Origin of the sequence: Burkholderia stagnalis, from assembly GCF_039848545.1 — a bacterium.
Taxonomy (GTDB): Bacteria; Pseudomonadota; Gammaproteobacteria; order Burkholderiales; family Burkholderiaceae; genus Burkholderia; species Burkholderia stagnalis.
The window spans coordinates 2,443,814-2,456,410 of the sequence record NZ_CP156685.1; the positions used below are offsets into that span (position 1 = coordinate 2,443,814).

Annotated in this window: 8 protein-coding genes; 1 reads left to right on the plus strand and 7 read right to left on the minus strand. The window is 71.5% G+C overall.

The window, feature by feature from the left end:
• Positions 1-4 precede the first annotated feature (4 nt).
• The 7 genes from ABFO07_RS11350 to ABFO07_RS11380 all read right to left on the minus strand — a co-directional run bounded on the left by ABFO07_RS11350 (position 5) and on the right by ABFO07_RS11380 (position 11,301).
• Positions 5-3,916: an amino acid adenylation domain-containing protein gene (locus ABFO07_RS11350; protein ID WP_347467232.1), complete on the minus strand. Its 3,912-nt coding sequence runs from the start codon at positions 3,914-3,916 to the stop codon at positions 5-7.
• A 49-nt stretch (positions 3,917-3,965) separates the two neighbouring features.
• Positions 3,966-4,286, minus strand: a complete 321-nt coding sequence (locus ABFO07_RS11355; protein WP_059886109.1) for a DUF2218 domain-containing protein — start codon at positions 4,284-4,286, stop codon at positions 3,966-3,968.
• The gene (locus ABFO07_RS11360) at positions 4,283-5,158 is read right to left on the minus strand and encodes an isochorismatase family protein (RefSeq protein ID WP_167361370.1); all 876 of its coding nucleotides are present in this window, start codon (positions 5,156-5,158) and stop codon (positions 4,283-4,285) included. The genes ABFO07_RS11355 and ABFO07_RS11360 overlap by 4 nt, the downstream gene beginning before the upstream one ends.
• A gap of 57 nt (positions 5,159-5,215) precedes the next feature.
• Positions 5,216-6,829, minus strand: a complete 1,614-nt coding sequence (locus tag ABFO07_RS11365) for a (2,3-dihydroxybenzoyl)adenylate synthase (RefSeq protein WP_060364291.1) — start codon at positions 6,827-6,829, stop codon at positions 5,216-5,218.
• Positions 6,829-8,013 (minus strand): isochorismate synthase, encoded by a 1,185-nt coding sequence (locus ABFO07_RS11370; RefSeq protein WP_347467235.1) that lies wholly within the window; start codon positions 8,011-8,013, stop codon positions 6,829-6,831. The genes ABFO07_RS11365 and ABFO07_RS11370 overlap by 1 nt, the downstream gene beginning before the upstream one ends.
• 57 nt (positions 8,014-8,070) lie before the next feature.
• On the minus strand, positions 8,071-10,206 hold the full coding sequence (locus tag ABFO07_RS11375) for a TonB-dependent receptor domain-containing protein (protein WP_060351016.1): 2,136 nt from the start codon (positions 10,204-10,206) through the stop codon (positions 8,071-8,073).
• 114 nt (positions 10,207-10,320) lie between these two features.
• A complete protein-coding gene (locus ABFO07_RS11380; RefSeq protein WP_060350952.1) occupies positions 10,321-11,301 on the minus strand; it encodes a helix-turn-helix transcriptional regulator in 981 nt (326 codons plus the stop codon).
• A gap of 164 nt (positions 11,302-11,465) precedes the next feature.
• Between ABFO07_RS11380 and ABFO07_RS11385 the strand changes: the two genes are divergently transcribed.
• Complete coding sequence (locus tag ABFO07_RS11385) at positions 11,466-12,587, plus strand: ABC transporter substrate-binding protein (protein ID WP_059923944.1); 1,122 nt, start codon at positions 11,466-11,468, stop codon at positions 12,585-12,587.
• Positions 12,588-12,597: the final 10 nt, after the last annotated feature.

Below are 12,597 nucleotides of genomic sequence, written 5' to 3' on the forward strand. Positions count from 1 at the left end.
GCATTCATCGATTCGAATTCCTTGAAATGGAGCCGCCGGAAACCGCGGCGGCAAGCTGTTCTCCGATGGCCGCGCCGATCGCCGCCATCGGTTCGGGATCGGACATCCCGTCGTGCGAGCAATCGAGCGCGCGGCACGTCAGCGCGTCCGGCGCCAGATGCGCGCGCCAGCTGTCGGGCTGCGGCAGGCCGGGCCGCTTGCGCGCGGCGTCGAACAGCAGCAGCGCGCCGTCGTAGCGCGGCGTGTGCGCCGCGCGGAACAGGCGCATCTGCCGCAGCGTCGCGTCGGCGAACGCGTCGAGCCCCGCCGCGCTGAGCGCCGCGAACGGGCTGTTCGCGCGCAGCAGCCGCTGCCGCAACGCCTCGTCCGACAGCTCGCCGGTGTCGAAATCGCCATTCACCGTGAGCAGGATGCGCAGCGCATCGGCCAGCGCCGGCTGCGCTTGCGCCGACCATGCGGATGCCGGATAGCTGTCCATCAGCGCGAGCAGGCCGACCGCCTGCCCGTCGCGCGCGAGCGCGGCGGCCACCGCGTGCGCGAGCGCGCCGCCGAGCGACCAGCCGAGCAGGTGATACGGGCCGTCCGGCTGCAGCGCGCGCACGCGTCGCACGTAGGTATCGACGAGCGCGTCGAAATCGGCCGCGTGGCGGGTGTCGTCGATCGACAGCTGGAGGCCGTCCACCGCGACGTCCGGCAGATGGGCGGCAAGCCGCAGATAGCTCCACGCAAGGCCGTCGGCCGGATGGATGCAGATCAGCCGCGGCCCGCCGTCGCGCCCGGCCTGGATCGCGAGATGCGGCGCGAACGCGTCGTGCCCGGTGCGCGGCCCATACGCGAGCGGCGTTCGCAAAGCGGCGGCCAGCGCGTCGACGGTCGCATGCCGGAACAGCATCGACACGGGCACGTCGCGCCCCAGCTCGGTCGCAAGCCGCGCGCTCGCCTGGATCGCCTGCAGCGACTTCCCGCCGACGTCGAAGAAGTTGGACGCCGGCGTGAGCGCGACCTCGCCCAGCACGTCACGCCAGATGCGCATCACCTGCTGCTCGAGCGCGCCAGCCTGCGATGCGTCGTCCGGCCCGGCGCGCCGCTTTGCGGCGAGCCGCACCAGCGCATTGCGGTCGGTCTTGCCGTTCGCGTTGCGCGGCAGGCGATCGAGCACATGCCATGCATCGGGAATCGCGGCGGGCGGCAACGCGTCGGCAAGCCACGCGCGCAGCGCGGCGACGTCGTCGACCCCGACGACGAACGCCGCGAGCGTCGCCGCGCCCGCCTCGCTGCGCAATGCGACGACAGCCGCCTCGCGCACGGCCGGGAATCGCAACAGCCCGTCCTCGATCTCGCGTGGATCGATGCGCACGCCGCTGATCTTCACCTGATGGTCGATCCGGCCGTCGAAACAAAGCCGGCCGTCGCGCAGCGTGGCGAGATCGCCGGTGCGATAGGCGCGCAGGCCGGTGCCGGGCAGCGTCACGAAGCGTTCGGACGTGAGCGCCGGATTACCCGGATAGCCGAGCGCGAGCGCGTCGCCGCCCAGCACCAGTTCGCCGGTGCGCCCTGCCGCGACCGGATACAGGCGCGCATCGACGATCCGTGCGTCGACGCCCGCGCGCGGCGTGCCGATCGGCACCGGCTCGCCGTCCTGCCAGGCCGCGTCGGGCCCGCCGACGCACGCGGCCGTCGCGATGATCGTCGCTTCGGTCGGTCCGTAGGTGTTCAGCAGCGTCTGGTGCGGCAAGCGGGCGCGCCAGCGCCGGATCGGCTCGGGCAGCGCCGCCTCGCCGCCGATGATGGTCAGGCGTACGTCGCGCAACTGCCGCGCATGGCGGCCGTCGAGCGCATGCGCGAGCACGTGCCAGTACGCGGTCGGCAGATCGAGCACGGTGATGCCGCGCCGCTCGACCTCGGCCGTGAACGTGTCGACCGAGTCGAGCATCGCGTCGTCGCGCAGCACGAGCGTCGCGCCGTGGCACAGCGTGACGAAGATCTCCTCGAGGCTCGCGTCGAAATGCAGCGGCGCGAACTGCAGCACGCGGTCGTTCGGCCCGACGCGATAAAGGTCGCGCGTGCTCGCAACGAAATGCGCGAGCGCGCCGCGGCCGACCAGCACGCCGTTCGGCGTGCCGGTCGAGCCCGATGTGTAGAGCAGGTATGCGGGCTGGTCGGCGGGCGGCGCCTCGTGCGGCATGCCTGCCGCCGGCGCACGATGTGCGTCGAGATCCAGTGTCGGCAAATCGCCCGCGCACGCGCGATGCGCGCCCCGCGTGATCACGAGCACGGGCGCCGCGTCGGCGAGCATCGCCGCGGTTCGCTGCGGCGGGCCGTCCGGGTCGAGCGGCACGAGCACCGCGCCGACGCGCAGCACCGCGAGCATCGCCGCGATCACGTCCGGCGCGCGCGGCGCGGCGATCGCCACGCGGCTGCCGCGTGTCGCGCCGCGCCGCACGAGCGCAGCCGCAAGCGCGTCGACGTCGTCGAGCAGCGACCGGTAGTCGACGCGCCGCTCGCCTGCCTCGATCGCCGTGTGCGTCGGCGCGTGCCGCGCGATGTGTGCGATACGCGCGAGCACATCGTGATGCGGCCCGGCCAGCGGCGCGCCGCGCAGGACCGACGGCGGCGGCAGATCGCCGAGCAGCGGCGCGACGGGCGCCTGCGGCGCATGTGCGGCGAATGCGTCGAGCCAGCCCGCGAGCGAACGCGCATGAGCGGCCAGCGTCGCCGCGTCGTATGCGTTCGGATTGGCTTCCAGCGTCACCTGCCACGAGCCGGCGCGCACCGCGACCGTCACGTTCAGGTCCTTCACCGGGCCGCCGCTGATCGCGCGCGTGTCGCTCGCGAGCCCGCGGAACGCGACCTGGCGCTCGAACGGCATCACGTTGACCGCCTGGTTGAACAGGAACGCGTTGCGCTCCAGCAACCCGAGGTCGCCGCGAATCCAGCCGTACCGGTAGTACAGGTGCGGCCGGATCGCGCGCAGCCGGCCGGCGGTGTCGGCCGCGAGCGCACGCGGCGAGCAATCCGGATCGACGTGCACGCGCAGCGGCACGATGTTCATCGCCATGCACGGCACGCCGAGCGCCGGCGTGCCGAGACGGTTCATCACCGGCAGGCCGAGCGTCAGGTCGCGCTGGCCGCCCTCCTTCGCGAGCCAGATGCCGATCGCGCACAGCAGCCACGCGTTCCAGTCGACGTCGAGCCGCTCCGCGGCCGCGCGCAGCGCCTGCACGCGATCGGCGCCGAGCGTCAGCGTCTCGCGCAGTGCGTTCGCGCCGATCTCCTGCTTCGGCGCCAGCACGAGCGGCGCCGGCACGTCGTGCAGATGCGCGCGCCAGAACGCGCGATCGGCGTCGAAGCCGCCGGTTGCGCGGTAATGCGCCTCCGCGCCGACGACGCGATCGACGCGCCAGTCCGGCAGCGCGGGCGGCGCCGCGCCCGCGACGCGCGCGCTGTAGCGGGCCGCCACCGCCTGCTGGAGCAGGCTGTAGCCGAAGCCGTCGAGCGCGATGTGATGCACCTGCAGATACCACCAGTGCCGCGTCGGCGACAGCCGCAGCAGCGCGGTGCGGTACAGCGGATCGGCCGTGACGTCGCAGCAGGTCGACAGCGACTCGGCCATCCAGTTGCGCGCCGCCTGTTCGGGATCGGCCTGCGTGGAGAAATCGACGAGCGGCAATTGCGTGCGCGGCGTCCGGCGATGCTGCCAAAGCGCATCGTCCTGCCAGGCGAAGCGCATGTGCAGCGTATCGGCATGGTCGAGCACGGCCTCGACGCTGTCGGCCAGCGCGGCGACGTCGAGCGCGCCGTCGAGCGCGATCGTCTCGGCAGTCAGGTAGCCCGGGTCGTCCGGGTCGACCTGCTGCGCGACCCAGATTCCGTATTGCGCGGACGTCGCGCGCATCGGTCGGTCTTCGAGTTGCATGAATGGATGTGCCAAGGGAATGCGTTGATCGGGAAACGGGCGATGCGCGTCACGCGCGCTGCCACTCGACGACGAGCTGCCGGTTGCGCGACATCAGCGCGAGGTGCTCGTCCATCACGTACTGGATCTGCGCGAGCTTGTCCGCGGCATCGGCTTCGCAGCGCAGGCTCAGCAGGTCGTCGGTGCGCAGCATCCGGCACACGCCGTACGGAAAATCGACCGTCGCGCGGTGCTCGTCGAATACGACCGGCACCTTGATCGCGTAGTGCTTGCAGAGCTTGAACAGCACGCGGTCGGCCTGCGGCAGCGTGAGCTCGGCGGTGCTGACGAACGGCGCCGGCCGCGCATCCGGCATCGTGCGCGCCGTCATGCCGGCACCTGCGCCGAACGCTGCAGCAGCCGGGCCCACGCGTCGAGCGTCGGCTGCTCGGCAAGCTGGACGAACGTGACGTCGTAGCCGGCGGCCCGCCACGTTTCCACGAGCGTCATCATGCGCACCGAATCGAGCCCGGCGTCGAGCAGGTTGTCGCCCGCGCGCAGGCTGGCAACCGGCACCCGCAGGCTGCGCGCGACCTGCGCGGCGATCTCCGCGAGCATCGGCTGCTCGGCGTCACCCTCCGCCCTGCCGACGAGCGCATCCGTCGTCTCGACCTTGCCGCAACGGCCCGCCACGTAGTCGAGCGCCATCCGGTGCTCGCGTTCGGAGAAATCCGCGAGCGCGTCGGCGACGAAGAACGGCCGGACGTCGCGCATGAACGCGTCGCACGCGGTCATCAGGCAGCCGATGTGCGCGTAGATCCCGCAGATCACGAGCTGGTCGCGCCCCAGCGCGCGCAACTGGACCTCGAGGTCCGAGCGCTGGAACGCGCTGTAGCGCCACTTGTCGAGCACGGTGTCGCCCGGCGCCGGCGCGAGCGCGCCGCAGATCGCTTCGCGCGACGGCTGCGCGGTCAGCCCCGGCCCCCACATGTCGGTCAGCAATGCGCGCTGCGCGGGCGTCTGCGCGGCCGATTGCGCGGTGTAGAAGATCGGCATCCCGGCCGCGCGCGCGAAGTCGATCAGGCGCCGGACATTCGCCAGCAGCACCGGCACGGGCGCCGCGCCGCGATCGTAGAAGTCGAGGAAGTAGTCCTGCATGTCGTGCACGAGCAGCGCCGCACGGTGCGGCTCGAACTGCCACGTCACACGGTTCGCCGGCAGCGCGGCCGGCATCGGGTAGGAAGGAATCTTCGGAATGGCCATGATGGAGTGCTGTTGAAAATGTTCATGCGCGGGCGATGCGTGCCGCCCGCGCTGTCGTCAATCGGTTTCGGTCAGCTGATCCGCAATGCGCTGGCGCAACGCGCGCTTGTCGATCTTGCCGACCGGCGTCTTCGGGAATGCATCGACGAATTCGATCCGGTCCGGCACCTTGTATGCGGCGACGCCCTGCTCGCGCACGAACCGCATCAGCTCCGCCGCGCCCGGCGGCGGCGCGCGGCCTATCACGTAAGCGCAGCTGCGCTCGCCGAGATACGGATCGGGCATCGGCACGAGCGCCGCGTCGACCACGCCCGGGTGCGCGAGCAGCAGGTGCTCGATCTCCTCGGCCGGAATCTTCTCGCCGCCGCGATTGATCTGGTCCTTCGCCCGCCCCTCGACGACCAGATGGCCGGCGGCCGTGCGCCGCACGCGATCGCCGGTGCGATAGAAGCCGTCCACGGTGAACGCGCGCGCGTTGTGCGCGTCGGCGTCGTAATAGCCGCGGATCGTGTACGGGCCGCGCGTCAGCAGATGGCCGACCTCGCCCGGCGCGACGGGACGATCGTCGTCGTCGACGATGAGGATTTCGTCGTCCGGCGAGATCGGCCGCCCCTGCGTGCCGGTCACGACCTCGCGCGGATCGTCGAGCCGCGTGTAGTTGACGAGCCCTTCGGCCATCCCGAACACCTGCTGGAGCTGCGCGCCGAACCCGTCCGCCGCGCGTTCCGCGAGCGCCGGATCGAAGCGCGCGCCGCCGACCTGCACGAGTTCCAGGCTCGCGAGCGCCTGCCGGCGCCGGGCCGCCGCCGCGAGCCAGACCGGCACCAGCGGCGGCACGAGCGCGACGACCGTCACGCGCTCGCGCTCGATCAGCGGGAACGCGGCGTCCGGGCTCGCGCCGTCACACAGCACGACCGTGCCGCCCGCGTGCAGCACGCCGAGCGAGCCCGGCGAGCTGAGCGCGTAGTTGTGCGCGGCCGGCAGTGCGGCGAGATAGACGCTGCGCTCGCTCAGCCCGCAGATGCGCGCGCTTTCGCGCACGCTGTACAGGTAGTCGTCGTGCGTGCGCGGGATCAGCTTCGGCGTGCCGGTGCTGCCGCCCGACAACTGCAGGAATGCGACTTCGCTCGCGGCCGGTTCGGGCGGCAATGCGACGTTGGCCGCTGCGTCGGCCAGCGCAAGGTTCGCATTGCCGGGCGCGGTGAACAGCACGTGGCGCAGCGTCGGCGCGTCGGCCTTCACGTCGCGCGCGAGCGCCCGGTAATCGAACCCGTCGTGCCGCTCGGCCGCGACGTACGCGACCGCCTGCGCGTGCCGGCAGAAGTAGCCGATCTCGCGCCGGCGATGCGCGGGCAGCGCAAACACGGGCAGCGCGCCGAGCCGGAACAGCGCGAACGTGACCGCGAAGAACGCGACGCAGTTCGGCAACTGCACCACCACGCGGTCGCCCGGCGCGATGCCGCGCGCGGTCAATGCGCGGGCGACGCGCGCCGCTTCGTCGGCGAGCGTGCGATACGACCAGCGGATGTCGTCCTGCACGAGCGCGATGCGCTCGCCATGCCGTTCGACGCGCTCGTCGAGCCAGTGCGCGAACGACTGCCCGCGCCAATACCCGTTGCGGCGGTACGCGTCGGCGAACGCGTCCGGCCAGGGTGTGCCGTGCGCGCGCATCACGCGCGCTCCGTCAGCGCGTCCGCCGCGACGTCGCGGCTCACGCCGAGCGCGTCGAGCATCGTGCGGAACTTCGCGGCAGTTTCCGCGCGTTCGCCGTCGGGCGTCGATTCGCCGACCACGCCCGCGCCCGCATAAAGCCGCAGCGTGCGGTCGCGCGCTTCCGCGCAGCGGATCGTCACGACCCATTCGCCGTCGCCGCGCGTATCGACCCAGCCGAGCATCCCCGCGTAGAAGCCGCGGTCGAACGGCTCCGCGTCGCGAATGCACGCGCGGGCGGCTGCGCGCGGCGCGCCGCAGACGGCGGGCGTCGGATGCAGCGCGAGCGCGAGCGTCAGCGCGTCCGCATCGGTTTCGCCGCGCACTTCGGTCGACAGATGCCACATCGTCTCGGTGTGGATCAGCGACGGGCGCGCCGGCACGTCCAGGCGCCGGCACAGCGGCGCGAGGCTGTCGCGCACCGCCTCGACGACGACCCGATGCTCGTCGAGATCCTTCACGGACGCGAGCAGCGCGTCCGCGCGGCGGCGATCCTCGACCGGGTCGGGGCTGCGCGGCGCCGAGCCCGCGAGCGGATTCGCGCGGACGATGCCGCCGAAGCGGTTCACGAGCAGTTCCGGGCTCGCGCCGAGCAGCGTGCGCCCGGCGCCGAGATCGACGGAGAACGTGTAGCCGTGCGGATTGCGGGCCGCGAGGCGCGCGACGAGCGGCGCGACGTCGACCGGCCGGTCGACGGTGATCTCGAGCGTGCGCGCCAGCACCACCTTGTCGAGTTCGCCGGCGCGGATGCGCGCGACAGCCTGCGCGACCGCGTCCGCATAGCGGTCCGCCGACGGCACCGCGCGCGTCGCGTAGCGCGTCGACGCCGGATCGGGCGCGTGCGGTGAGCCGAGCGGCCCGGCGCGCAGCAGCGTGCGTGCAACGCGCAACGCGGCCGGCGCATCGACGTCGAACGGCACCGCGCCGACCACCGCCGCATCCGCGTAGCCGCTCGCGCGGGCATCGCGCAGCGCCTGTGCGACGCGTGCCGCGAGCGGCGCATCGCCGTGCGGGACGGCCTGCGCCGCATCGGCCGCGAGCAGCGCATGGTCCGGCGTCGCGAGGAACAGCGGCGTGTCGGGGCGATAGAGTTCCCAGACGTTTCGGGGTGCTAATAGTGTCGAAGGACGGGACACCATGTTCATGAGCTTGACCTCCACTTTCCAGATTGAATGAGCCGGCGCGCGGCGCCGGCCAGGCCGTCACATCTCGGCGGTGACGCTCACCGCGACGCGGCGGCCCTGATCGACCAGCCAGTTGCCGCTCACGCCGTTCGCGCGGGTGCGGTCGTCCACCGGCACCATCCGGTTGGTCAGGTTCAGCACCGCGAAATTGACGGAGAAGCGCTTGTCGATCCGGTAACGGCCGCCGAGGTCGAAGGTCGTCGTCGACGGCCGCTCGCGCACGCCCTGCGCGCCGTTGCGGAACGCCGCCCAGTATTCGTTGCCGATGTAGTTGGCCGTCGCATACAGGTCGAGCTTCGGCGTCGGCGCCCAGTCGACCTGCACGTTGAATTTGTGCTTCGGCGTCTTGTCGAGCGGCTGGCCGTCGAGCGAGCTGCCGTTGAATGCCTTCTCGCCGTTGCCTTCGCGGCGCGACTGCGTCAGCGTGTACGCGCCCGACACCCTCACCGTGCGCGACACCCGCGTGCCCGCACCGAGCTCGAGCCCGTACAGCTTGACCCGGTCGATGTTGTCGTACTTGTAGATGTTGCGGCCCGGCGAGCGCGGATCGGCGACGCCCGTGTCGTAGCTCGTCACCTTGTTCCTGAACAGGTTGTTGAACAGCGTCAGGCCCGCGTACGTATCGCCCATGTCGTAGCGCACGCCGAGTTCCTCGGTCACGCTCGTTTCGGGCTTCAGGTCCGGGTTGCCGCACAGCGTGCCGGGCACCGCCCCCGCCGCGCCGCCCGACGTCATGCAATAGCCGCCCGTGCTCTGGCGCAGCGACGGCGGCCGGAAGCCGGTCGACACGCCGCCGCGCACCGTCCACGCCTGGGTGAGCCGGTACACGCCGTAGACGCGCGGGCTGACGTGGCTGCCGTAGCGGTCGTCGTGGTCGAGCCGCAGGCCGGTGGTCAGCGTGAAGCGATCGTTGAAGAAGTACTCGTTCTCGCCGAACAGCGCCCACGCGTTGCGCGAGATGCGATCCGAATTGATCGCGTGCCCCTTCGGCACGGCATCCTGGCTGCCGACGCCCGACAGCCGCGACCAGATGTGCTGGCCGCCGATCGTCAGGATGTTGCGCTCGCCCCACCACGGCACCTCGGCCTTGCCTTCGAGGATCGTGTCGGTCAGCACGGGCTTGACCGGCGAGCGCCCCGCCGGCGTCCACTGGTCCTGCACGCCGCGCTCGCCGTACAGCGACAGCGTCGTGTTGGCGAAGCCCCAGCGGCCGTCGTGCGTGATGCCCCAGTAGTCGCGCACGTGACGCGTCTCGGTGATCGCGGAAGTCGCGGTGCGCGGCGTGAGCGGCGCCTCGCTCTTGCCCGGCGTGCTGAGATAGGTGAGCTGTTCGCGCCCGACGTTCACGCTGATGTCCTGGTCGCGGGTCGGCTTCGCGGCGAGCTTCACGTCGAAGCTGCCGATGCGCTGCCCGTTCGCGCCGCTCGCCCCGCTCGCCGGGTAGTAGATGGTGTCCTCGCCCCGATGCAGCAGGCGCCCGGACGCCTGCAGCCCGAGCACGTCGGACTTCAGCGGCCCGCCGAGCCAGAAATCGACGCTCTGTGTGTCGCCCTGGTTCGACTCGAGCTGCCACACGCTGCTCGCGGTGATCGTGCCGCCCCAGCGCTTCGGCACCTTGCGCGTGATCACGTTGACCACGCCGCCCATCGCATCGGCGCCGTACAGCGACGACATCGGCCCGCGCACGACCTCGATCCGCTCGATCGCAGACAGCGGCGGCATCAGGTTCGACTGCACGCCCGCGGTGCCGCGGTTCATCGTTTCGCGGGTGTTCTGCCGGCGGCCGTCGACGAGGAGCAGCGTGTATTCGCCCGGCATCCCGCGAATCGAGATGTCCTGGTCGTTCGGCGATCCGCCGACGACGCTCACGCCCTCGACCTTGCCGACGATCTCGGCGACCGACGTGTACGGCTTCGCCGCGATCTCGTCGCGGGTGATCACCGAGATGCTGGCGGGCGCTTCCTTGATCGCCTGCTCGCGGCGGCTCGCCGTCACGACGATTTCCTTCATGGCCGCCGGCTCGCCGGACGCGGCCGACGTAGCGGCATCGCCCGGCTTGTCAGGCGTCTGCGCCCACGCGCAGGACGCCCCCATCAGATACAGGCCGGCGACGACGGCCGGCTTCAACGCAAACTTCGCAACGTGACTCGACATGATGACGCTTTCGCTGCTCCACAATGTGATTGATTCTCATTTGCATTATGGAACCTGTAATACGCCGAAATCTTTGCGTAAGCCTCGAACTCGTTTGAGCGCCGCTGCGATCCGTCAGCGGCTCGCGCAGCGCCGCGCGAGCGTCGGCGTCACGCCGAACCGGCGCTTGTACGCGGTCGCGAAATTCGCGGCGCTCGTGTAGCCGGCGAGCGCGGCGGCCTGCTTGACGCTCACCGCGTCGCGCTCGAGCGCGAGCCGCGCGCGCTGCAGGTGATGCTCGCGAATAAAGTCGAACACCGTCGTGCCGTACGCGGCGCGGAACTGGCGCTGCATCGCGTTCGCGCTCATGCCGACGTGGCGCGCGATGTCGTCGAGCGACAGGTCCTGCGCGGCGTCGCTCGCGAGGAACGCGCGCAGCTCGGCCATCCGGCGATAGTCGCGCGAGCCGAGCGCCGTGTCCGACGCGCCGGCCTCCTCCGCCTCGAGCGGCGCGAACGCCTCGGCGAGCAGTTCGAGCACGCGGCTTTCGAGGTAGATCGCCTGCAGCATCGGCTGGTACGCCGGCGGCCGCACGATCTGCTCGGCGAGCGCGGCCGCGCGCGGCGTCGGCTGCCAGAAATGGATCGCGAGATGCGCGGACAGCATCGAATCGAGCCGCTCGGGCAACGCCGCGCGGCTCGCGGCCTGCAGGTGCGCGAGCCATTCGCCGGACATCGCGAGGCTGAGCCGCCGCGCATAGCCGCCCTTGCTCAGGCGGCGGCGGAACGTGTCGGGCTGCAGCGCGTTGAGCAGGAACGACTGCATCCGCACGTTCGGCCGGCCCGCGCCGGGATGGGCGGCGCCGTCGCGGCACGCGCGGCGCCCGTCGGTGGTCAGCAGCACGCGCCGGTCGCCGTAGGACACGTCGAGCGCGCCCTCCAGCAGCAGCACGAGGTGCAGGCCCGGCGTGCACTGGCCGGACATCACCGCGTCGAACTCGTCGGTCGCGTCGTCCGCATGCACGCGCAGCCCCGGCCGCACTTCGCGGACCCGCGCGACGTGCGCGTCGTGTCGATGGCAATCGGAATGGAAAGCGCCTGGCGCCCACGCTGTCATCTCGGATATCCCCCGCGCGCGGCCCTGTCCCGGTGCTCGCGCAAACTATTTCGTCGCTCGGACAAACGGACAGCGTCCGTTCCGGCCCGGCCTCTCGGTTACAATTAAATGAGAATTGTTCTCATTTATATCGTATCGGGAGTCATGTGAGAAAGACAAGCGGAATGTGGGCCACGCTCGGCGCATGGCTGTGCGGATGGCTCGTGATGCATGCCGCGCATGCGGACACCAGGACCGTCACCGACCTCGCCGGCCGGCAGGTCAGGATTCCCGCGCGCGTGGAGCGCGTGCTGCTCGGCGAAGGACGCCTGCTGCCGGCGCTCGCGATCGTCGACGGCGACGACCCGACGCGCCGGCTCGTCGGCATGATGGGCGACTTCGAGCAGCTCGATCCCGCGAGCTACGCGCAGTGGCTCGAACGCTTTCCGCGGTTGAAGGACGTGCCGCGCATCGGCCGCTCGCAGGCCGGCAGCTTCAGCGACGAGCGTGCGCTCGCGCTGCGGCCGCAGGTCGCGATCTTCGGGCTCGGCGGCGGCCACGGGCCCGGCGAGCGCGATCGCGAGACGCTCGCGCGGCTGGAGGCGGCGGGCGTCGCGATCGTGTTCGTCGATTTCCGCCACGACCCGCTCGCCAATACGACGCGCAGCGTCGCGCTGCTCGGCCAGGTGTTCGGCGCGCCGCAGCGCGCGGCCGACTTCAATGCGCTGTGGCAGCAGCAGTTCGACCTCGTGCGCACCCGCCTGAAAGCCGCGCGGCCGGCCGCGCCGACCGTCTTTCTCGAAAGCCGCGTCGGCCTGTCCGACGACTGCTGCGAAACGATGACGGGCATGCTCGGCCGCCTGCTCGACGCCGCCGGCGGCGAGAACATCGCGAAAGGCCGCGTGCCGGGCGAGCACGGCACGCTGAACCCCGAATACCTGCTGAGCCGCCAGCCCGACGTCTACATCGGCACCGCGATCGGCTCGGCCCTCACGCTGCAGAGCGCGCCGCGGCGCATCGCGCTCGGCGCCGGCGTGACGCGCAACGCCGCCGTGCAGTCGCTCGACCGCGCGCTGCAGCGCCCGACGATCGCCCCGCTGCGCGCGGTGCGCGAGCGCCGCGCGTACGCGATCTGGCATCACTTCTACAACTCGCCGTTCAACGTCGTCGCGGTGCAGGCGCTGGCCAAATGGCTGCATCCGGACCTGTTCGCGGATCTCGACCCGCGCCGCACGTTCGACACGATGGTGCGCCGCTTCCAGCCGGTCGCGCTGAACGGCGAATACTGGATCCAGGAAGGGTCGTGACATGCCGGAG

What these genes read in the sequence shown, in the direction of transcription:
- ABFO07_RS11350 (WP_347467232.1), bottom strand. Translation starts at nt 3,916, where the DNA reads ATGCAACTCGAAGACCGACCGATGCGCGCGACGTCCGCGCAATACGGA.
- ABFO07_RS11355 (WP_059886109.1), bottom strand. Translation starts at nt 4,286, where the DNA reads ATGACGGCGCGCACGATGCCGGATGCGCGGCCGGCGCCGTTCGTCAGC.
- ABFO07_RS11375 (WP_060351016.1), bottom strand. Translation starts at nt 10,206, where the DNA reads ATGTCGAGTCACGTTGCGAAGTTTGCGTTGAAGCCGGCCGTCGTCGCC.
- ABFO07_RS11385 (WP_059923944.1), top strand. Translation starts at nt 11,466, where the DNA reads ATGTGGGCCACGCTCGGCGCATGGCTGTGCGGATGGCTCGTGATGCAT.
- ABFO07_RS11370 (WP_347467235.1), bottom strand. Translation starts at nt 8,013, where the DNA reads ATGAACATGGTGTCCCGTCCTTCGACACTATTAGCACCCCGAAACGTC.
- ABFO07_RS11360 (WP_167361370.1), bottom strand. Translation starts at nt 5,158, where the DNA reads ATGGCCATTCCGAAGATTCCTTCCTACCCGATGCCGGCCGCGCTGCCG.
- ABFO07_RS11380 (WP_060350952.1), bottom strand. Translation starts at nt 11,301, where the DNA reads ATGACAGCGTGGGCGCCAGGCGCTTTCCATTCCGATTGCCATCGACAC.
- ABFO07_RS11365 (WP_060364291.1), bottom strand. Translation starts at nt 6,829, where the DNA reads ATGCGCGCGCACGGCACACCCTGGCCGGACGCGTTCGCCGACGCGTAC.